Below are 21205 nucleotides of genomic sequence, written 5' to 3' on the forward strand. Positions count from 1 at the left end.
GTTATCTCAGGCTTTTTGTTATCGAAGAAAGATGTTCTCATCTATGAGGATTGACAGGGGCGAATAGGTTAGCTATACTAGAGAAAAGAGTGAAGTAAACGGAGCCTCAACGCTTATTGTTGAGATTTTTACTTTAATGAGAAATTGGAGTTATTGATGTCAGATTTACTGAAATATTTACCTAAGAAGTTTCGCTGGGAGTCTATTCTCCCCGTGGTAAATGCCTACCTTTTTTACGCCTTTTTGAGTTCGCTAGTCTTATCAAGTGATGTCCAGTTTATTACCCTAGCACGAACCCTACCGCTATTTATAGGAATTTTGCTAGTTTTTGCTCTCAGTCTTATATTTTACTTAGCAGAGCGGCGTTTGAAGTGGTGTAAGATGTCTGAGACTTTTGTTTTCCTTATGGCAGCTTATCTTTTTGTCGTTTTAATAAAAAGCCCCTCGCTGCTTATTGATTTTGGATTTGTTCTACTGGGATTTGCTGTTTATGTGAAGTTGTCTTGGGATAAGACTAAGTGGCGCCAGCTAATTCCCTTTAGCCTTTTGTTAACTTTTCCTAGATTGCTTTATTTGATTTATCATCCAGTGGCAATGGATCTCAAGCGTTTTGTTATTGATAATAGTTCTTGGAATATTAACCGAATTTGGGTTATTATTTCGGTCATGCTCTATATTGTTTGTGCTTATATTCTTTGTCAACATCTACCTGATAGTTTTATTGAAAAGTTATTAAGTAATCGACATCTGGCTCGTTGCTTGTATATTTTGGTTGGTATAGTGTGTATCGCTTATATTGCTTATATCTGTCTAGTGAGTGCCTATAAGGTGACAACTTTATCAGTGTCAACGTTTGATATTGGCATTTTCACACAGATGTTTGAAAGTATGCGTAGGGATTTATCACAAATAACTACCTTGGAGAGAGATAAATTTCTATCACATTTTAATGTGCACATTTCCCCGATTTACTACCTAATGCTCCCCATCTATCACTTGCTTCCATACGGTGAAACATTAGAAGTTTTGCAAGTTTTGATTGTTTTTTCAGGGTTGATTCCTCTATATCTTATTCTTAAGAAAATGGACTTCCCGCAATTTACTAAACCGTTAGCTCTGCTATGGTTTTTGGTAACCCCAGCTATGACAACAGCAGGTGCTTACCATTTGCATGAAAATTGCTTCCTAGTTCCACTCTTGCTTTGGTTGATTTATGCCAATATGCGTCAGTGGAAATGGCAGCTAGGACTTATTGTACTTCTGACCTTGATGATTAAGGAAGATGCCTTTATTTATGTTGTCAGTGTCGGTCTCTACTTCCTCTTGCAAAAGCGATTTGATCAGTCCCAACGCTCCAAGTTGACCATCGTCTTTAGCCAGTTGATTTTTCCGATGCTTTACTTTGCCATCTCTCTTTTTATTCTGAATCATTTTGGTGAGGGAGTGATGGCTGGGCGGTTTGATATTGATAATTTTTTGCCAGGTGGTCAAAAAGGTTTCCTAAAAGTTTTGGAAAACATCTTCCTCAGTCCAACCTATACTTTTGCTAGCTTCTTTACTCAGGCCAAATTGAAGTATATCTTTATCCTCTTTTTAACTCAGGCCTTCCTCCCTATTCTCCAAAAGGAATGGGTCAACTATCTTCTCCTTATTCCCCTTGTAGTGATTAACCTGCTATCTAACTGGCTCTATCAGGTGGATTTTGGTTTTCAGTACAGCTATGGGACAAATGTTTTAGTGTTGTTTATGTCGCTTTTGGCCTTGGAAGCAATTTGGCAAAGCACTCAGGCTAAGGAAATATTTAAACTGTGCAAAACAGTCCTCAGTTTTCTTAGTGTGGCTGTTTTGATGTCTGTTGGTGTTCTTTACACTCATATTAACGGTTGGTCACAAGATATGTTGGCTTATCGTCGAGATAGTGAGCGATATGATGACGTTCATTATGTCTTATCAACGATTGATTCGAATAAACGCGTACTAGCTTACCATTCTTACACAGTAGATCTCCGCAGAGTGAGGGAGCTATATGATGTGTTTTATCACAACGATAGGAAATTTGATAATACTATAGATCTTGTTGTTGTTCCTCGCTCGGTAACAGAGTCAAACGAAAGCACAGAATCAAAAGTTGTCGCAATTTATAATGAAAAAGGCTACAAGGAAGCTCCTCAATCAACCAAACAAGTGTTAGTCCTTGAGAAGCCTTGATAAGATAACTAAAAAATTTCGTAATGTTTTTTAAGAAAATAGTTAGCAATAAGCAGATTTCTTTCAAAATAATTTCAATTCCTATATAATAACTTCATAGAGGAAAGAAATTATGTATCAAGTGATAAAAATGTATGGGGACTGGGAACCTTGGTGGTTTCTTGAAAATTGGCAAGATGATATCATTGCGGAACTAAGTTTCGAGTGTTTTGAGGATGCTTTGTTGGTTTATGAAGCGGAGTGGCAATTTTTGAAAAATTGTTTGCCGAGCTATCAAAGTCGTAAAAATCTTCTGGCGGCCTTTTGGGATAAAAAGGAGCAACGGTGGTGTGAGGAGTGCGATGACTATTTACAGCAATACTATTCTCTACTCTTGTTAAAAGATGGTAAGGAACTTGCAATGACTTATGAATTGCCGACTTTTGAGAGTTCCAACGACCACCCTACCCGCCCCTCAAACTGTGCCGTAAAACATTAGAACGACTTAAACAGATTTCGATAAGAAATAAAAACTTTGTATTTTTGCAGAGTTTTTTTCTTTGCCTGCGAATAGTTATGGTGAGGAGGTTATTATGGTTCAAGACATGGCAAAAAAGATTATCAGTGAGGCTGTGGCACTCAATGCCCAGGATATTTATATGATACCTCTATCTGAGAATTATGAGCTTTATATGAGGATTGGAGACGAACGCCGCTTTATCAACGATTATGACACAGAGCAAATGATGAGTTTGATTAGTCATTTTAAGTTTGTATCTGGGATGAATGTCGGAGAGAAACGACGTAGTCAACTGGGATCCTGTGATTACCCATTTTCAGATGAAGAGGAGATTTCGCTCAGACTTTCCAGTGTGGGAGATTATCGTGGGCGTGAGAGTTTGGTCATTCGCTTGCTCTACTCGGGTCGTCATGATTTGAAATATTGGTTTAATGGCATGCACAATATTATGGAGGCGATTGGTGGTCGAGGACTTTACCTTTTTTCGGGTCCAGTTGGGAGTGGTAAAACCACTCTCATGTACCAGCTGATTGCGGAGAAATTTCCAGACAAGCAAATTATTACCATTGAAGATCCAGTTGAGATTAAGCAGGATAATATGTTGCAACTACAATTAAACGATAGCATTGGTATGACTTATGACAATCTGATAAAGCTATCTCTGCGACACCGTCCTGATATTCTCATCATCGGGGAAATTCGAGATAGCGAAACAGCACGGGCGGTCATTCGAGCCAGTCTGACGGGAGCTATGGTTTTCTCAACCATTCACGCTAAGAGTATTCAAGGAGTTTATGCCCGTCTGCTAGAGCTTGGGGTCAGTCGGGAAGAGCTGGACAATAGCTTGCGCTTAATTGCCTACCAGCGTTTGATTGGGGGAGGAGGTGTGATTGACTTTGCATGTAAAGACTTCCAAAATCATATCGCAGACAAGTGGAATGGGCAAATTGAAAGCCTTGCTCATGACGGACATATCAGTGCTGCGCAGGCAAAAATCGAAAAAATTACCGCTTAAGAAGCAACGTAAACTACTTCAGCTTTTCAATAACTTGATGGAAAGTGGTTTTAATTTGACAGAAATGGTTGATTTTCTGAGACGTAGTCAGCTCTTGGCCGACGAGTACACAGACTGTATGCAGGAAAGTTTATTGAGTGGGCTTGGAATGGCTGAAATGTTAGCAAAATTGGGCTTCTCAGACACTGTAGTTACCCAGCTGGCCTTGGCCGATGTTCATGGTAACACCAGAAAAAGTTTGCAAAAAATAGAAAGCTATTTGATTGAGGTTTTTAAGGTTAGAAAAAAAGTGATTGAAGTGGCAACTTATCCCCTAATTCTGTTGACATTTTTGATTTTGATTATGCTGGGATTGAAAAATTATCTGCTGCCGCAGTTGCAAGGTGGAAATTTTGCAACCAAGATAATCAATCATTTTCCGATGATTTTTCTAGGGAGTTTTGCTTTATTAGTAGTTACGATCCTTGCTATTTACCTTTACAGTAGGAGATTATCGCGCATCCGTTTAATGAGCTATATGAGTTGTTTGCCAGTTTTTGGGGTGTATGTCCGTCTTTACCTGACAGCTTATTATGCGCGTGAGTGGGGGAACCTTATCGGGCAAGGTATTGAGCTGGCACAAATCGTTCAGCTAATGCAGACTCAAAAAGCTCGGCTATTTCAAGAAATTGGCGAAGATATGGAAATTGGGCTACTATCTGGCAGAGAGTTTCATCAGAAGGTTTTAGATTATTCTTTTTTCAACAAAGAACTGGGACTTATCATCGAGTATGGTGAAGTGAAGTCAAAATTGGGTAGTGAGCTTGATGTTTATGCTGAGGAATGCTGGGAAAGCTTTTTTAATAAACTAACTCAGGCAACACAACTGATACAGCCATTGGTTTTTGTATTTGTTGCTTTAGTGATTGTTATGATTTATGCGGCAATGCTTTTGCCGATGTACCAAAATATGGGAGGAACATTTTAAATGAAATTATTATGGAGAAAATTACAGAAAAAGGCTGCACCCGCTTTCACTCTGGTAGAAATGTTGGTCGTCCTTCTTATCATCAGCGTTCTCATGTTGCTTTTTGTACCTAATTTGACCAAGCAAAAAGATGCTATCAATGAAAAAGGCAATGCAGCAGTAGTTAAAGTGGTAGAAAGTCAAGCGGAGCTTTATGAGCTCAATAATGATTCTACTGCAACGTTGAGCAAGCTAGTGTCAGATGGTAGTATCACTGCTAAACAACAAAAGGCTTACAATGATTATTATGCCAATCCTCCAAAAGATGCTCCAAGTCGTCAAGTATCAAACTAAGGCCTTCACCTTGTTGGAAAGTCTTTTAACCTTAGGCGTGACCTGCTTTTTACTGCTTTGTCTTTCAGGAACGGTATCGAGAACTTTTCAGAAGGTAGAGGAAACCTTGTTTTTCCTCTCATTTGAAAATTTCTACCGTGATACCCAAAAATTAAGTATTACCAAACAGAAAAGTATGAGTTTAGACTTGTCTTCTGAAAAAGTTTCTAATGGTATAGGAGAACTTCATTTGCCTAAGACTGTGGATTTCTCAGGGCAACAGACTGTTAAATTTGATCAAGCAGGGGGTAATTCCTCTTTGAGTAAAGTAACATTTAAAACATCTGAAAAAGAGGTGGTTTATCAATTGTATCTAGGGAGTGGTAATTATAAAAAAATCAGTAAAAGCCTACATTCTCCTTGAAAGTCTTTTATCTCTGGGCATTCTAGCCTTGATTGTTAGTCTAGTTTTAGGAGAGGTTGATAAAAATCGTCAGCGGGTGGCAGAAAGTCTTCATCAACAAGAAGTTCTCAATGTTGCTGCTATGGCTGTACAGACTGATCAGGAAGATTTGATATTAAATGGTGTTAATGTTCATGTTGAGAGAAACAAGGAAGGAATTTCGATTAATGAAAATGGCAGAATTGTTTTGCAGGTGTCAAAAAATTAAGCTAGCCGCCTTTAGTTTACTTGAGTGTCTAGTGGCCCTTTTTGTCCTATCAGGTTCCATACTGGTCTACCAAGGTCTGACCAAGTCAGTTTCAGCTAATGTTCATTATTTATCTGATAATGATAATGGCAATTGGTTGCTTTTTTCTCAGCAACTGCGCTCTGAGTTAGAGACTAGCCATTTGGATAAGGTTGAAAACAATAAACTGTATGTAACAAAATCGGGGCAAACCTTGGCTTTCGGGCAGTCTAAGGCAGATGATTTTAGAAAAACAAACGCTGATGGCCGTGGTTATCAACCCATGCTGTATGGGCTGAAAAGCTCTGCAATCTCCCAAAAAGAAAACATGATTCAAATTAATCTGACGTTTAAAAATGGCCTAGAGAGGAGTCTAATTTATGCTTTTGAAGAGGCAGTCTAAGGCTGGGATTTTGCTCTATGCTCTGTTCATGTCTGCCATCTTTGTGTTACTTTTACAGTTTTACTTGAATCGTGTAGTAGCGATGGAGCGTCAACAGCAGAGTCAGTTATCTGCTAGTCGAGCTTACCTTATGGCTGAAGTAACAAAAGAATTAGCAAAAGATGATTCGGGCGAGCTAGTTTTTAAGGAGGGACTTGCTAGATATAAGCAAGAAAAGGAGCAATTGCAGGTGAGTATTCATCTGGAACAGGGAGATGAATACAGTTATCGTTTCCAGCAAAAAGCACCAGCCAAGTTACCTGAAGAGAAGAGGGAAAGTTCTACAGAGAAGTAGGGCTTTCTTTTCATTTAATGTGTTTTTTGATATGATAGGAAGCGGAGGAAATCATGAATTTTGAAAATATTGAAGCAGCTTACGAGCTGATTTTAGAGAATATCCAGTTAATTGAAAATGATTTAAAAACGCATATTTACGATGCTCTAATTGAACAAAATTCTTTTTATCTGGGAGCAAAAGGAGCCAGTGAGCAAGTTACAGCTAATAATGACAGGTTGCGCCAGCTCCATTTGTCCAAAGAAGAATGGCGACGCGCTTTTCAATTTATTTTTATCAAGGCTTCGCAAACGGAAAAACTGCAAGCTAATCACCAATTTACACCTGATGCGATTGGTTTTATCATCTTGTACCTTGTGGAAAATTTAACCAAGTCAGATAAGCTTGATGTACTTGAAATAGGTAGTGGTACGGGGAATTTGGCGCAAACCCTGCTCAATAACAGTTCCAAGGAATTAGATTATTTGGGGATTGAAGTTGATGACCTCTTGATTGACTTATCTGCCAGTATTGCGGAAATCATGGGGTCAAATGCTCAATTCTTACAAGAAGATGCTGTTCGTCCGCATATTTTAAAGGAAAGTGATGTTATTATTAGTGATTTGCCGATAGGTTTTTATCCCAATGATGATATTGCTAAGCGCTATCAGGTGGCGAGTGCTGAAGGGCATACCTACGCCCACCATCTACTGATGGAGCAATCACTCAAATACCTCAAAAAAAATGGCGTTGCCATATTCTTAGCACCAGTATCATTACTGACTAGCCAGCAAAGTGATTTACTTAAGTCTTGGCTCAAAGGTTATGCTGATGTTATTGCAGTGATAACACTTCCTGAGACGATTTTTGGCAATAGTGCGAATGCTAAGTCAATATTTATTTTGCAAAAGCAATCAAATGTGACACCTGAAACCTTTGTTTATCCCCTCTCTGACTTGCAAAATCGAAATGTGTTAACAACCTTTATTGAAAATTTTCAAAATTGGAAAAGAGATAATATGAATTTATGACAATTTATGGTAAAATAGGGTTACATTCTGAAAACGCTTTAGAGGTGAATTATGTCAAAAACTATTTCTATTAACGCAGGAAGTTCCAGCTTAAAATGGCAACTTTATAAAATGCCAGAGGAGGAAGTTATTGCCAAAGGTTTGATTGAACGTATTGGTCTTACAGATGGTATTTCCACAGTTAAGTTTAATGGTCAATCAGAGTCTGAAACAACAGACATTCCAAACCATACTGTCGCTGTTAAGATTCTTTTAGAAGATCTTTTACGCCTAAATATTATTGCAAATTATGATGAGATTACTGGCGTTGGGCACCGTGTAGTGGCTGGTGGTGAAATCTTCAAAGAATCAACAGTGATTGGTGAAAAAGAAATCCAAGAAATTGAAGAACTTAGTGCTCTGGCACCCTTGCATAATCCAGCCCATGTTGCTGCTATGCGTGCCTTCCAAGAAGTCTTACCAAACGTAACAAATGTTGCTGTTTTTGATACCGCCTTTCATACAACAATGCCCGCAGTAGCCTATCGTTACCCGATTGCCAACCGTTATTATGACGACTATCAAGTTCGCAAGTATGGTGCACACGGAACAAGCCACCAGTACGTTGCTCAAGAAGCAGCTAAATTGCTAGATAAGCCTGTTGAAGATACAAAAATTATCACTTGCCACATTGGTAACGGAGCTTCTATTACAGCAGTTAAAGGTGGTAAATCTATTGATACCTCAATGGGCTTGACACCGCTGGGTGGTATTATGATGGGAACGCGTTCTGGAGATCTTGATCCGGCTATCATTCCATTCTTGATTGATCGCGAACCAGAGTTGGCTGATGCTGAAAAGATTCGTAATATCTTCAATCGTGAGTCTGGATTACTTGGAATTTCTGAAAAATCAAGTGATATGCGTGACATCATTGAAGGCAGAGATGCGGGTGATGCCAAATGCACATTAGCATTTGACATGTATGTTGATCGTGTGAAAAAGTATATTGGACAATATATTGCTGTTTTGAATGGAGTTGATGCCATTGTCTTTACAGCAGGTATCGGTGAAAATTCTGTACCATTCCGTCAAGCGGTCCTTGATGACTTGACTTGGTTTGGGATTGATGTTGATCCAGAAAAAAATGTTTTTGGAGTTGAAGGTGCTATCACCGCTTCAGAGTCTAAGGTGAAAGTTTTTGTTATTCCAACCGATGAAGAACTTGTCATTGCGCGTGATGTAGAACGCCTTAAAACTAAATAAGTTATCAAAAAATTTGATAAGACCAGAAAAGCTGGCTGAGTATTCGGTCAGCTTTTTTGTTTTTCTATAGACTTGCTTGGTAACTATCCTACTTTTTGTTATCGAGTAAGCCTAATATTAAAAGTGAAGAAAATTTTATAAAAAATGTAAAATTAGCTTGACAAAAAATGTAAAGCATACTATGCTAAAAATGTAAAGAAAACTTTACTTTAAATGTTATGGTTGGCTTTGTTTTCAGGGTATGACTGCTTGTTCTGATTATTACGATAGCTTATACCCTCCTAGCCTGTAATAAGCATATTTTTGATAAGTGGTATAGCAAATACTGTCAAGTGTAATTTTTCCAAAAAATGAAAGGAGTGTAATGAAAACAAAAATTCAGGAATTGCGTAAGGTTAACAAGGTTAGTCAGGCAGAATTGGCAGATGAGTTGAATGTGACGCGACAGACTATTATTTCCCTTGAAAAAGGTCGTTATAATGCATCGTTGGAATTAGCTTATAAGATAGCCAAATATTTTGGAAAAACAATTGAAGAGGTTTTTCTGTTTGAAGAAGAGTGAGGTGAGATATTATGTCAGAAAAAAATGGGTTTGCTCAATGTGTTGCTTTGGTTTGTTCAGGTCAGAGTTGTTTAGTGTCTGGATTGGTTATTCGTGAAGTTGCTTTTATATCTGGTTTGTTGATTGGAGCTAGCATCTTGTTAAATGGTCTGGGCTTGGTCTTTTTCACTCGGATGATTAAGCAGCAACGAAAGGAGAAAGAATGATGTTATTAAAAATGATTCAGACTTTTGGCAAGAGACGTTCAGAAGAAGCCTATAAAAATTATCTCAAGAATATTGGTATTACCAGCATCGTTTTGGGGCTGTTTGGATTAGTTATCACTTATTTTGCTAAATTTAGTAGCTTTGGTCTAGGACTGATGACTGGTATGACATTCAGCTTATTGGTCTTGGGAATCTATTTTATGTTGATTGTTAGGTATCCAAAACGTTTGCATAAAATGTATATTGAAGCATATGATGAGCGCAATAGTAGTATTTTAATGGTGACAGCGGTAGCCACACTCGTTTTTCTGTTTTTCTTTCTATTTGCCTTGATTGCCCTATTTGCATTTACAGGGATTACGTTGTCTTATCCGATTTTGCTAGTGGTATTGCTTTATGTTTTAGTGTTGGGCTTTGTCATCTTACAAGTGATATTTTCAAAACTGTTATAAGAAAGGATATTTTTATGAAAAATAATTCTATTTTAAAACGCTGTTTGTATTTTGGATGTGCTTTTTTGATTTTTCTTGTGGAGCAATTGCCAATATTTTTTATTGGTGTCAGTCAGCTTTGGCAAGTTCTTTTGCTGTCTGCGGTGCTTCTTATCATCAGCGGATTAACTCTTTATATTGCTAAACGAGCAAATCTCCTTGAAGGGTTCAAAGCTTTGGCAAATGGCAGAGCTTGGTTGTATATTCTGTTAGGTTTTCTTGTACTCTATCTGGTTAAGATTCTTGGAGGAATCACGCTTGTCTTAGAAGGTCTAGAAAGCACGAGTAATCAGGCGGCTATTGAAAATGCGGGCATGCATCCACTCGTTATGGTTTTACTAACAGTGATTGTGGCACCAATCGTGGAAGAGACAGTCTTTCGCGGTTTTATCATGGGTCGTGTGTTTGACAGACAATCCATCCTTGGTTTACTGATTAGTAGTTTTCTCTTTGGCCTTGCCCATCTTCCAACAAGTATCGGTGCTTGGATTATATATGGTGGAATGGGGCTTGTTCTAGGCTGGGTTTACCGTAAAACAGAGAAGCTTGAATATACCATGATGATTCATTTTCTCAATAACGGTTTTGCAATTGCCTTAATGTACTTGCTGATGATGTTAATGAATTAATACTCTTCGAAAATCAAAATTATCCGTTGTCAACTTGCCTTGATGAACTCAAGTTCTATCGTCGGCTTCGTTTCCTAGGCTACTTTTGATTTTCATTGAGTATAAAAAAACAGATACCGTCAAGTATCTGTTTACCTTTGAGTCTGCTCAAAGGTTTTTTGCTTTGTTAATGGTTGTGTCAATACTAGAGATGACACTAGCAGTTAGTCCTGTTTTTTCAAGTTCAAGAAGACCAGCAATGGTTGTGCCACCAGGACTACAAACCTTGTCAATCAAATCATGTGGACTGTCTGTTCCTGTTAGAATGGTTTCAGCAGTTGCCAGTACAGTTTGCGTAGCAATATTTAAAGATTCTGCTTTAGGGAGGCCATATTTGACACCTGCTTTTGCTAGTGCCTCGATGAAGAGAGCGATGTAGGCAGGACTTGAACCTGCTAAAGCAGTGAAAGTGTCGAAATCTTTTTCAGCAATCTCAAACGTTGAACCAAAGCTATCTGTGATTTCTTTTGCTGTTGTCAATAGCTGCGCTGACACATTCTCATTGGTACAGATAGCAGTTGTACTTTTGAGGATTTGAGCGTTGAGATTTGGCATGATGCGAATGAGCGGTAACTCTGGACTGGTTAGGTTTGCCAGACGTTCTAAGGTCATACCAGCTGCCATGCTCATGATTGGTTGATGAAAGGCCAAGTCAGCTAAAACAGTGTCAAACATCTGTGGTTTTATGCCGAGAATAACCAAATCTGCTTGGTCAATGAGTTCTTGATGTGATGCTGCTGCCGTTACCTCTAACTGCTCTGCTATTTCCCGAGAGCGCGCTAGAGATGATCCTGAAATGATGATATCGTGCGAGGTACTGTTGAGACCGTTGATAATAGCGCTAGCCATTTTTCCAACACCAATGAATCCAATTTTCATTTTAGTACCCCTTAATTAAATCTACAGTTGAGCGGTCAAGCTTTTTAACAATAGCTTGGAGGAAGGCTTGTGCTTGAAGAAAGTCATCCATCGCGTAAAGTGTTTGATGGGAGTGAATGTAGCGTGCGCATACTCCGATCGTTGTTGAAGGTACTCCGCCGTTTTTGAGATGAGCTGCACCAGCATCCGTACCTCCTTTAGCGCAATAATACTGATATTTGACACCAGCTTCTTCGGCAGTTGTGAGCAAAAAGTCGCGCATGTCTTTAAGCATAACATGACCGGGATCGTAGAAGCGAATCAAAGTACCCTCACCAATATTTCCTTGCCCTCCATAGACATCTCCAGCGGGAGAGCAATCAACGGCTAAAAAGATTTCTGGTTCGAACTTGGTGGTTGATACATGAGCACCACGCAAGCCGACTTCTTCTTGGACATTAGCGCCTGCGATGAGGGTATTGTTCAGTTGTTTATCTTTCAGATTTTCTAGGAGTTCTGTTACCATGAGGACACCGTAGCGATTATCCCAAGCTTTAGAGATGATATTCTTTTGGTTAGCGGTCAAGATAGCTTCTGATTGTGGCACAATGATGTCACCAGGGCGCACGCCAAAGCTCTCAGCTTCTTCCTTGTTGCTAAAACCACCATCAAAGACAATATCTTCCACTTTCGGTAAGGAAGCACTGCCATTGTTTCCACGTAGGAAATGAGGTGGGACTGAGCCAGAAATAACTGGAATTGCACTATTGTCGCGTGTGTAAAGCGTAAAGCGTTGTGAACTAACAACGAGGGGATTCCATCCGCCAATACCAACCACGCGCAAGGTGCCATCAGACTTGATATCACTGACCATGAAACCAACTTCATCCATATGGGCAGCAACCATGATACGAGGAGCATGATCAGCTAGACTATGCTTAATACCAAAAATACCACCAAGTCCATCAGTTTCTACCTCATCCACTAAAGGAGTGATTTTTTGACGCAGGTAGTTACGTATGTTATGCTCATAGCCTGCGATACCATCTAATTCAGTTACAGTTTTAATTTTATCAAACAATTCAGTCATAAATACCTCATTTCTATCCCCTTTATTTTAGCACTTTCGGTTAAAAATAAAAACCATTTTTCAAAGGAGAACTTTATTATCTGCGGGGGAAACTATCATTTTTTGTTATGAAAATTTAGAGTAAAGTCAGAACCTAGAAGCATTTTTTATGTTACAATAGTAGGCATGAAGAAAAAGAATGTTGCCCTACTGTCAGGTCTTTTAGGGCTGGGAGGCCTGTTTGTGACAGGGGTTGTTGTCAAAAAGCAGCTCGATGAGAAAAGACGTCAGCGTATTTTGGCTGAAGTCCGCCGTTTTTTTGATACTTTTGGGACAATTGCAGTGCTTTACATCAATGATTTTGAGTCTACGCTAGATTGTGTCAAGGGTGGAGTTGTCTTTGATGATGACGTCACTTTTTATTTTGAATACCGACAGGGTGAAATCGATTATCGGGAGGCTGAATGATGATTATTCCAAAAAGTTATGAAGAATTGGCAGAATTTCTTGAAAAAGAAGGGAAATTTGTTTTCTTTTTTACGGCAGATTGGTGCCCAGACTGTCAGTTCATTTACCCAGCTTTGCCAAATATTGAGGCTGAAAATCCAGATTTTCACTTTATTCGGGTTGACCGCGATGACTTTATAGAAGTTGCCCAACGTTGGAATATTTTTGGTATTCCAAGCTTTGTCGTTGTGGAAAATGGTAAAGAAATCGGCCGTCTAGTTAATAAACTGTGCAAGAGCAAGGCAGAAATTAACAGCTTTTTGGCTAATCTGTAATACCAAGTAAGCTTAGAAGCTATAATACTCAGGGATGAATATCGGGCATGGAGACCTTGAAGTGTTCTGTCTGCTTAGACAAAGTTAAGGGAATTTTGAAATTGGAGCTTTATTTCGAGAAAAACGAATGATTTTATATAGGAAAGGAAAAAAGATGATTTTTGCATATAATAGAGAACATATTGGAGACGTTTTATTGGTTATCTTTCAAGACACTGAAGATGTCAAACGTAGTGTTGAACGTCGTGGGAATGTTGCACGTGTTTATCGTGATGACAACGGAGAGACTCTGGCTTGGAATATTTTTGAGGTTTCAAGTCTGATTGAGCTTGATGGAAATGGTCAAGTTTTTCTGACAGACGAAAATGTTGCACGGTTGAATGATGAGTTGGTCAAAGAAGGTTTTGAGCCGGTTTTAGAAAATGATGCTACCCCTAAATTTGTCGTTGCACAAATTGTGGAAATGATTGACCATCCAGACAGTGATCATTTGCATATTTGTCAAGTGGCAATCAACGATGATGAGCGAGTTCAGATTGTCTGTGGGGCTCCCAATGCGGCTCTTGGTCTGAAAACTGTTGCGGCCTTGCCAGGCGCTATGATGCCAAGTGGTAACTTAATTTTTCCAGGCAAGCTGCGCGGTCAAGATAGTTTTGGAATGCTTTGCTCTGCTCGTGAGCTTGAATTGCCAAATGCTCCACAGGTACGAGGTATCATTGAGCTAAACGATAGCGCTATTGTTGGTGAAGCTTTTAACCCAGAAAAACATTGGGCATAAGTATTGAGTAAAAAACATCTTTTCGGAGGTGTTTTTTTGTAACCTTTTGAAACTTTGTTCGTTTTATTAATATAAAGAACATTGGGCTGCTGGCTGTAATCAGAGACTCAGATTAATGCTCAAAGAAAATCAGACTGGGTGATAAACCGCAATCAGCCGTCTCGCGCTAAAAAGCTATAATATGCGAATGATTTTTGAAGAGATATGTTTATCTTTGGAAAATTAATGATTACAGAAGATTGGTATAAAAATTGAAAATCTTGTATCAATATGATAATATAAAACTATAAGCGCTTACATCTGCGGTTTTAAAAGTTTTTAGATCATTGTTTTTTAGCTATGCAAGCTGATTTAGTACTAGGTATAATTTCAGCAGAAGAGCTTTAGGGGTGTTGTAGGTAATTTGCACAGTGCTACCTTCTATTACCTACAAATGAAAGGAGAAGTTATGAATTATCTCAAACGTGCTTGGTTAAGTGTTACTCGTCGTAAGGGAAAATCCCTCTTGCTGTTTATTATTATTTTTATACTCAGCAACGTGATTGCTGGTGCAGTGTCTATTCAGCAAGCGACGCAGAATGTTGAAAAGACCATCAAGAACAAAATGGGAGCGACAGTAACCCTTCGTCTGGATTATGAGAATATGAAAGATGGTGATTATGAAAATATTGAAAATCTAAAGATGAAAACAATCACGGCGGTTGGTGAGCTTCCTTATGTCAAGTATTATGACTATGTTTTGATGGGAAATATCGGCTCTTCCGGTCTCAAATCTTATGTTTCCTCGATGATTGAAGATAATGGAGGAATGGGCAATGATGAGATTGCTAGCTATTATGCCTTTGGTCTTAGAGGTGTTCAATCTTCCAAACTTTTGCCTCTTGAAGAAGGAAAGATTACGATGGTAGAAGGACGAGCGTTTACAGAAGAGGAAGTGACAAAGGGCAAAGCTGTAACCTTGATTTCCAAGGAATTAGCGGATCTTAACCATTTGAGTGTTGGAGATACAGCAACCTTTACTAACTATATTGTAGATTATGAGAAAAATGAAAAGAAAAGTCAAACGGACTATCCTCTTGAAATTGTTGGGATTTATCAAAATAAATCCACACAAAAGAAAGTTGGTAAAACGGATAAGTCCAGTGATGCTGATCGGTGGAATCAAGCTTACCAAGAGCAAACGGCAATCAATCAGATTTATGTGCCAAATAAGATAGTTGAGGAAACAAGGCGGGAACAGGCAGAAGCAAACACCTCTGAGGTATCTGAGGAAGAATTGAGTGAAAGCATTGGTATCGGTGAACCTCTCTACGTCTTGAAAAATCCTGAAGATCTTGAAAAATTCAAACAGGAAGCGCAAGCCCTGTTACCAAAACACTATATCGCTTATGCGTCATCAGATAATTATGATAACATTGCTGGACCAGTTAAGTCTATGTCAAAAATAGCAGGTTATGTTCTTATTGCAGCTGTTAGTGCTAGTGTTATGGTCATTACTCTGGTTGTACTTCTTTTCTTGCGTGATCGAAAACATGAGCTTGGCATCTATCTTTCTCTCGGTGAGGCAAAGGTAAAAGTTGTTTTACAGGCTTTGGTAGAAGTCTTTATCATAGCACTTGTGGCTCTGAGCCTCTCGGTCGTTTCAGGGAATGTCTTGGCCAAAGGTCTCTCAAATACTCTTATCCAAAGTCAGATTGAGCAGCAAAAAAATGATAATGGAGTGTCTTACGTTGGCTTAGATGAACTCAATGATTCGACGACAATCGACGATGTGGTAGAAGAGTATGATGTTCGCTTGACACCAAGTTATGTCGTTTTGATGTATGTCATCGGACTTGGAACAGTTTTGGTAGCCACTATTGTACCAACGACCTATATTGTTCGCCTTAACCCTAAGCGGATTATGATGTAGTTCTGATGATTGAAAGGAGATTGGTATGCCAATTTTAGAAGCGAAAAATTTATCTTATTTTTATCAAGATGGGGAAAATCGTCGCTATATTTTGAAAAATACAGATATCAGTTTTGAAAAGGGAAAATTTTATACGATTTTAGGACAATCAGGTTCGGGCAAGACAACCTTACTATCTTTGTTGAGTGCTTTAGAAGTTCCTAAAGAAGGGCAAGTTTTTTATAATGGTAAGGATCTCAAGGAGATTGGCTATGAAACCTTTCGTCGTAATAATGTTGGAATAGTCTTTCAGCATTATAATCTTATTCCTTATATGACTGCGGTAGAAAATGTCATGGTTCCTATGGCTATTACAGAAAATGAAATACCAGCCAATCAAAAAGAAGTTGCTTACAATTTGCTTGATTATATTGGGATTGTCAAAAGCAAGGCAGATCGTTTAGTCAATCAGCTATCAGGTGGGGAACAGCAGCGTGTCGCTATTGCGCGCTCTTTGGCTACAAATGTGGATGTCATTTTAGCTGATGAGCCTACTGGAAACTTAGATGAGGAGATGGAAGGTGAGATTGTTGAAATCTTCAAGAAATTAGCTCATGAGCATGAAAAATGTGTTGTTGTGGTAACCCACTCGCAGGAAATTGCCGCCTTATCTGATAAAACTTACTATTTAAGGAAGGGGAAGTTGAAAGCATATGAGTGATTTTTTATCAAAATTCTCAGGTGATAAGTACACGGAATTACTTGAGACAGATCAGAAAAATCCAGAAAACGAAAGCAAAGAGCTTGAAAAAAATTCGGTCGTGTCAGCTTCTTCAGAAGATGAGGCTCATCAAATTCCAACTGTGATATCAGCAGTTGATACAGATGAGAATGGTTTATCCAGTCAATCAGTTAACCTCGAGACACCAGAAGAAGCACCTGTTCGGTATGATAGGGCAAAGAAGCGTCGGGATGATTTTCACGAAGAGGTTGAGATTGATCCAACTTATCAAAAGAAAAAGAAACGTAAGTTGGTAATTCTTGTAGCTAGTGTGTCTCTTGCTATATTGGTCATTGCTTTTTCTGCTTATCACTTTACCCATGTTACTTTGCCAAATTTTGTTGGAAAAAGTATAACTGAAGTTAGAGAGTGGGGAAATCAGCATCAAGTGACTATTGATTTGACTCAAAAATATAGCACAAAATATGATGCAAATTTCATTATTTCCCAAAAAACTAAGGCAGGTAAGAAAATTGCCAAGGGGAGTCAGTTAGGCGTTGTCAGCTCTCTTGGTGCAGATCCTGAAGAAGTTTTGAAATTGCCAGATTTTTCCAAGATGACATATAGTCAGGCGGTTAAGTGGGTTGAAAAGAATAAAGCTGAAAATCTAAAGGTCAGTCAGGAATTTAACGAGACAATTAAGAAAGGTGAGTTTATCAAACTTGATATTGCTAACTCCGTTCCTGCTAGCGAATATACACGTGGCACAAAGGCTACATTAACCTATTCACGTGGTGCCGAAGTTTTAGAGGCCAATATCTCGGTGCCAGATTTTAATGGGAAACAAAAGTCTGAGGTTGAGAGTTGGGCAAAGACAAACGGTATTGAAGTTACTTATGTTGAAAAAGCCAGTTCAACAATTGCAACAGGCTTGGTTATGGGGCAGTCAGTAGTGGCTAATGAAAAAGTAGCCAAAAAGTCTAAAATGGAAATTACGGTTTCAGCAGGAAAAGGTGTGACAGTTCCCGATTTTTCACAGATTACGATGGGCCAAGCCAGCTCCGTTTCGGGATTAACAGTGATTGTTCGTCAGGTTTATGGGGACAAACCTTATGGACAATTGATCTCACAATCTCAACCGGCTGGTACAGAATTGACTGAAAAAGATAACCGTAATGTTGAGGTCGTCTATTCAGCAGGAACTCCTTATATTCGTGATTTGACAGGTAAAAATGAAGGGGAACTCCAACAATATTTCTATGAAGAGTTTCGATCCAAAGGGGCTGAAATTTACTTTAGCAGTTATTATGTAAATTCAGATCAGCCAAAAGGAACTGTTGTCAAACAAAGTGCCGAAGAAACATGGTTACCCCTAAACTATACTGTCAACGTTGGTATCAGCAACGGCGCTTGGTACACAGGGGCTCCAGTTCCTACTCCATCTACAGACAAGTCAACTAGCGATTCTGGAGAAACACAGACTGCAGATTAAAATGACACTCGGCAAAAATCAAAAAAGATGCGAAAATGAATTGTAGATATAGCTGGAATTTACCAAGATGAGTTGACGGATAGAGTTTTGATTTTCGAAGAATCTGAGGTTATTGAGAGTTTCTATTCTAATTAAAAAGGCAGAAAGATTTCGACTTGATAAGGTCCGTTACAAAATCTTTCTGTGCTTTTTGTTTTCATTGGATATTGTACTAATATTTTTTTCGTAAGGTCACATGATGGAAGAACGCTATATCTTTATAAGGTTTCTGATTGGCAACAGCGAGTTCAAATTTGGTCAGATTTTCTATCCAACCTTCTTGGGTTTTGAAATGATTGGGTTGGAGGGCATAGAGAGTTCGGATGCCTTGGTAGTTTTCAATGGTTAGTTTGGTATTTTCAGCGAGCTCTTCCAATGTGTATGTATCTCCTTTTGTGAAGGCTGCACTTTGGTAACTATCTTTTCCAGCCAGAGTATCTAAAGCGGATGCTATGTCATTATTAAAAACCACGCTATGCAAGACTTTACCGACAGAATGATGTTTAATCAATGATAACTCGCCTCCAGATTTTAGCAGACGCTCAAATTGGGCGAGGTAGTCTGCGTGTTGGTTTTTAGGCACATATTCAAGAACGTTGTGGCAGATGATGATATCAAAACTGTGATCTGGTAACTTTTTGAGGGCATCTAGACTGCCTTGGATTTTGGTTAAATTTTGTGTGTTGTCAGCGAAAAGCAAATCAGAATTTGGCTCAATAGCAGTAACGGTATTGTTTTGGGACAACTGCTGCGCGGTGATACCAAAACCTGCACCAAAGTCTAGTACATTTTGATTTTGGACATGAGATAGTTGTGCAAAAATCAATTCATACATTATTTTGCCCCATGGCTGCGCCAGCATTTCTTGATAAGCCTTTAAATCAATTGTCATAAAAACCTCCAAATATTTTTTCTTATTTTAGCATTTTTTTGGAAACCTTGCGAATAGTAGAGGTAAGGAGGTACATCAATGTACAATAAAGTGATTATCATCGGACGTCTCACAGCTACACCAGAGATGGTCAAGACACCAAACGACAAATCAGTCACGCGCGTGACAGTGGCAGTCAATCGCAGATTTAAGAGTCAAAATGGCGAGCGAGAAGCAGACTTCGTCAATGTAGTCGTCTGGGGGCGTCTGGCAGAAACACTAGCCTCTTATGGCAGCAAAGGTAGTCTTATTTCTTTAGATGGCGAATTGCGTACTCGCAAATATGAAAAAGATGGCCAAACGCACTATATCACTGAAGTTTTAGCACATTCTTTCCAACTTTTGGAAAGCCGTGCTCAACGTGCTATGCGTGAAAATAATACAGCAGGTGACTTAGCAGATTTGGTTTTAGAGGAGGAAGAGTTGCCCTTTTAAAATACTGATGGAGGTTTCAGAACCCAATGTCTAGAAAGGCAGGTAAGGCTTTTGCTGAGGTACTCTTATCGTAATGCTAAGGATATGGTATTTTATAGATATCTTGAGAAATCAACGATTTCATAGTAAACTATTGCTATGAATAACAAGAGTAGCTTATTTGATAATTTTCCTTTCATCCAGACTTCTTTTTTACAGTTGCGCGCCATTCAAGACAGTGATTTTGAGGATTTATGGGAAATCTATTCCAATCCGCTTCATTTTCAGTTTACCCCAAACACATCAACTCAAAATAAGGATACTTTGCGTAAGCGTATTGATCATTTTCAACGAGACTTTATTAAGAAAAGGCGATTGTTTCTTGGAGCGGTTTATCAAGAAAAATTGATTAGCGTTTTAGAAGTTTTTGACTATAAAAAACGATCAGATTCAGTCACTATTGGCTATCGTACCAACCATGATTATTGGAATCAAGGTTTAACCAGTCAAGCACTCTACTTGCTCTGCCATTTTCTAGTAGAAGAATGTCATATTGAGACAATTAAAGCATTCGTCATGCCTGAAAATAAGGCTTCTCAAAGAGTTCTCATCAAAAATGGTTTCCAGCCAGTCGGAGAATCTAGAGAAAATTGGAAAGGACAGGGAGAAGTTAATCTGCTAATTTTTCAACGATCTCGAAACTTATCAAGGCACTAAATCCCTACAGGTCATTTTTGTAGGGATTTTATTGTCCCTAAAAACGTGTTATAATGATAAAAAAGCTAATCATTTTTTAATAGTTGTAGGGGTAAAGGAGTGCAGACGATGAGTATTAAAATGATTTTCAGTGATATTGATGGAACTTTAATTAACAGTGAATTTCAGGTAACTCCCAAAACTCAAGCGGCTATCCGTCAAGCGGTGAAGCAAGGGATAGTTTTTGTGCCAGTATCAGCACGGATGCCAGAGGGAATCAAGCCCATTGTCAACAGTATCGGCATTAAAACTCCTATTATTTCATACAACGGAGCTCTGGTGCAGACGGACAAGGAAGAGACTGTCGCCTCAAATCCGATGGGGACAGAGACGGCTTTGAGAATCTGTCGCTTTATTAGCCAAAATTATCCTGAGATTGCGTGGAATGTTTACAGCTATCACGATTGGTATGCCATGGATCGTGACAATGTTTGGGTTAAACGGGAAGAAGATATTGTAGGGGTACGCTCTCATGAAGCGGACTTATCACAACTCCAGTTCTTGCCTGCTGTTCACAAAGTCCTCTTGATGGGAGAGCCAGATTTGATTGCTCCGCTTGAGTTATCCCTAAAGAAGTTATATCCAGACTTGTCTATTGCCAAATCAGCGCCTTATTTTGTTGAAATCATGGCACCGGGGATAAAGAAAGGGCAGGCTGTTAAGGTTTTGGCTGACTATATGAAGGTAGAGCTCTCTGACACCATTGCTTTTGGAGATAATTTTAATGATTTGGACATGCTAGAAACAGTGGGTAAGGGCTACGTGATGAGCAATGGCCCCAAGGAAGTTCAAGAAGCTATTGGTCACATTACTTCTGACCATAATCATGATGGTATTGCCCAAGTGCTTTTTACCTATCTTTAAG

27 protein-coding genes are annotated in these 21205 nt (G+C 38.9%); 24 read left to right on the forward strand and 3 right to left on the reverse strand.

The genetic code is table 11. The features are described from left to right. The first annotated feature begins 156 nt into the window (after positions 1–156). The 15 genes from A3I7_RS0110990 to A3I7_RS0111060 all read left to right on the forward strand — a co-directional run bounded on the left by A3I7_RS0110990 (position 157) and on the right by A3I7_RS0111060 (position 10570). Positions 157–2208 (forward strand): DUF2079 domain-containing protein, encoded by a 2052-nt coding sequence (locus A3I7_RS0110990; protein ID WP_018376799.1) that lies wholly within the window; start codon positions 157–159, stop codon positions 2206–2208. Between the two features lie 112 nt (positions 2209–2320). Continuing rightward, positions 2321–2686 (forward strand): DUF1033 family protein, encoded by a 366-nt coding sequence (locus A3I7_RS0110995; RefSeq protein ID WP_018376800.1) that lies wholly within the window; start codon positions 2321–2323, stop codon positions 2684–2686. Between the two features lie 94 nt (positions 2687–2780). Further along, the gene (gene comGA, locus A3I7_RS0111000) at positions 2781–3722 is read left to right on the forward strand and encodes a competence type IV pilus ATPase ComGA (protein ID WP_018376801.1); all 942 of its coding nucleotides are present in this window, start codon (positions 2781–2783) and stop codon (positions 3720–3722) included. Continuing rightward, positions 3646–4689: a competence type IV pilus assembly protein ComGB gene (comGB, locus tag A3I7_RS0111005; RefSeq protein WP_083907256.1), complete on the forward strand. Its 1044-nt coding sequence runs from the start codon at positions 3646–3648 to the stop codon at positions 4687–4689. The genes comGA and comGB overlap by 77 nt, the downstream gene beginning before the upstream one ends. Then, entirely contained in the window at positions 4690–5022 is a 333-nt protein-coding gene (comGC, locus tag A3I7_RS0111010) for a competence type IV pilus major pilin ComGC (protein WP_018376803.1), read from the forward strand. It begins immediately after the preceding gene. Continuing rightward, positions 4994–5425, forward strand: coding sequence for a competence type IV pilus minor pilin ComGD (gene comGD / locus A3I7_RS14665; RefSeq protein ID WP_018376804.1), 432 nt, complete (start codon positions 4994–4996; stop codon positions 5423–5425). Before comGC ends, comGD begins: the two co-directional genes overlap by 29 nt. Next, the gene (gene comGE / locus A3I7_RS0111020; protein WP_018376805.1) at positions 5382–5672 is read left to right on the forward strand and encodes a competence type IV pilus minor pilin ComGE; all 291 of its coding nucleotides are present in this window, start codon (positions 5382–5384) and stop codon (positions 5670–5672) included. Before comGD ends, comGE begins: the two co-directional genes overlap by 44 nt. Further along, positions 5632–6093: a competence type IV pilus minor pilin ComGF gene (comGF, locus tag A3I7_RS0111025; RefSeq protein ID WP_018376806.1), complete on the forward strand. Its 462-nt coding sequence runs from the start codon at positions 5632–5634 to the stop codon at positions 6091–6093. The genes comGE and comGF overlap by 41 nt, the downstream gene beginning before the upstream one ends. After that, positions 6071–6427, forward strand: coding sequence for a competence type IV pilus minor pilin ComGG (gene comGG, locus A3I7_RS12905; RefSeq protein ID WP_018376807.1), 357 nt, complete (start codon positions 6071–6073; stop codon positions 6425–6427). The genes comGF and comGG overlap by 23 nt, the downstream gene beginning before the upstream one ends. A 53-nt stretch (positions 6428–6480) precedes the next feature. Continuing rightward, on the forward strand, positions 6481–7437 hold the full coding sequence (locus A3I7_RS0111035) for a class I SAM-dependent methyltransferase (RefSeq protein WP_018376808.1): 957 nt from the start codon (positions 6481–6483) through the stop codon (positions 7435–7437). A 51-nt stretch (positions 7438–7488) separates the two neighbouring features. Next, positions 7489–8682 carry an acetate kinase gene (locus A3I7_RS0111040; RefSeq protein WP_018376809.1) on the forward strand — a complete coding sequence of 398 codons (1194 nt, stop codon included), beginning with the start codon at positions 7489–7491 and terminating at the stop codon, positions 8680–8682. Positions 8683–9046: 364 nt separating this feature from the next. Continuing rightward, entirely contained in the window at positions 9047–9244 is a 198-nt protein-coding gene (locus A3I7_RS0111045; protein ID WP_018376810.1) for a helix-turn-helix transcriptional regulator, read from the forward strand. Positions 9245–9255: 11 nt separating this feature from the next. Then, positions 9256–9450 carry a hypothetical protein gene (locus A3I7_RS0111050; RefSeq protein ID WP_018376811.1) on the forward strand — a complete coding sequence of 65 codons (195 nt, stop codon included), beginning with the start codon at positions 9256–9258 and terminating at the stop codon, positions 9448–9450. Then, a complete protein-coding gene (locus A3I7_RS0111055) occupies positions 9447–9902 on the forward strand; it encodes a CAAX protease (protein ID WP_245538860.1) in 456 nt (151 codons plus the stop codon). Before A3I7_RS0111050 ends, A3I7_RS0111055 begins: the two co-directional genes overlap by 4 nt. A 14-nt stretch (positions 9903–9916) precedes the next feature. Further along, complete coding sequence (locus tag A3I7_RS0111060; RefSeq protein ID WP_018376813.1) at positions 9917–10570, forward strand: CPBP family intramembrane glutamic endopeptidase; 654 nt, start codon at positions 9917–9919, stop codon at positions 10568–10570. Positions 10571–10717: 147 nt separating this feature from the next. On the opposite strand, the gene proC is transcribed toward A3I7_RS0111060, so the two are convergent. Both proC and pepA read right to left on the reverse strand, forming a co-directional pair. Then, entirely contained in the window at positions 10718–11488 is a 771-nt protein-coding gene (gene proC, locus A3I7_RS0111065) for a pyrroline-5-carboxylate reductase (protein WP_018376814.1), read from the reverse strand. A gap of 1 nt (position 11489) precedes the next feature. Next, on the reverse strand, positions 11490–12557 hold the full coding sequence (gene pepA, locus A3I7_RS0111070; RefSeq protein ID WP_018376815.1) for a glutamyl aminopeptidase: 1068 nt from the start codon (positions 12555–12557) through the stop codon (positions 11490–11492). A gap of 165 nt (positions 12558–12722) precedes the next feature. Here pepA and A3I7_RS0111075 point away from each other — a divergent pair, with 165 nt between their 5' ends. The 6 genes from A3I7_RS0111075 to A3I7_RS0111100 all read left to right on the forward strand — a co-directional run bounded on the left by A3I7_RS0111075 (position 12723) and on the right by A3I7_RS0111100 (position 18200). Beyond that, entirely contained in the window at positions 12723–13004 is a 282-nt protein-coding gene (locus tag A3I7_RS0111075; protein ID WP_018376816.1) for a DUF4651 domain-containing protein, read from the forward strand. After that, positions 13004–13318, forward strand: coding sequence for a thioredoxin family protein (locus tag A3I7_RS0111080; protein ID WP_026217237.1), 315 nt, complete (start codon positions 13004–13006; stop codon positions 13316–13318). Before A3I7_RS0111075 ends, A3I7_RS0111080 begins: the two co-directional genes overlap by 1 nt. Before the next feature lie 154 nt (positions 13319–13472). Continuing rightward, entirely contained in the window at positions 13473–14096 is a 624-nt protein-coding gene (gene ytpR / locus A3I7_RS0111085) for a YtpR family tRNA-binding protein (protein ID WP_018376818.1), read from the forward strand. Positions 14097–14544: 448 nt separating this feature from the next. Then, positions 14545–16008 (forward strand): ABC transporter permease, encoded by a 1464-nt coding sequence (locus tag A3I7_RS0111090; protein WP_018376819.1) that lies wholly within the window; start codon positions 14545–14547, stop codon positions 16006–16008. 25 nt (positions 16009–16033) lie between these two features. Then, complete coding sequence (locus A3I7_RS0111095; RefSeq protein WP_018376820.1) at positions 16034–16708, forward strand: ABC transporter ATP-binding protein; 675 nt, start codon at positions 16034–16036, stop codon at positions 16706–16708. Next, entirely contained in the window at positions 16701–18200 is a 1500-nt protein-coding gene (locus A3I7_RS0111100) for a PASTA domain-containing protein (RefSeq protein WP_018376821.1), read from the forward strand. Before A3I7_RS0111095 ends, A3I7_RS0111100 begins: the two co-directional genes overlap by 8 nt. Before the next feature lie 211 nt (positions 18201–18411). Here A3I7_RS0111100 and A3I7_RS0111105 read toward each other — a convergent pair whose 3' ends face one another. Continuing rightward, positions 18412–19131 carry a class I SAM-dependent methyltransferase gene (locus A3I7_RS0111105; protein ID WP_018376822.1) on the reverse strand — a complete coding sequence of 240 codons (720 nt, stop codon included), beginning with the start codon at positions 19129–19131 and terminating at the stop codon, positions 18412–18414. A gap of 78 nt (positions 19132–19209) precedes the next feature. Here A3I7_RS0111105 and A3I7_RS0111110 point away from each other — a divergent pair, with 78 nt between their 5' ends. The 3 genes from A3I7_RS0111110 (at position 19210) to A3I7_RS0111120 (ending at position 21204) form a co-directional block, all read left to right on the forward strand. Next, positions 19210–19605: a single-stranded DNA-binding protein gene (locus tag A3I7_RS0111110; protein ID WP_018376823.1), complete on the forward strand. Its 396-nt coding sequence runs from the start codon at positions 19210–19212 to the stop codon at positions 19603–19605. A 138-nt stretch (positions 19606–19743) separates the two neighbouring features. Further along, complete coding sequence (locus A3I7_RS0111115; RefSeq protein ID WP_018376824.1) at positions 19744–20301, forward strand: GNAT family N-acetyltransferase; 558 nt, start codon at positions 19744–19746, stop codon at positions 20299–20301. A 108-nt stretch (positions 20302–20409) separates the two neighbouring features. Next, positions 20410–21204, forward strand: coding sequence for a Cof-type HAD-IIB family hydrolase (locus A3I7_RS0111120; protein ID WP_018376825.1), 795 nt, complete (start codon positions 20410–20412; stop codon positions 21202–21204). The last annotated feature ends 1 nt before the right edge of the window (position 21205 follow it).

This window comes from Streptococcus orisratti DSM 15617 (genome assembly GCF_000380105.1).
Taxonomy (GTDB): domain Bacteria; phylum Bacillota; class Bacilli; order Lactobacillales; family Streptococcaceae; genus Streptococcus; species Streptococcus orisratti.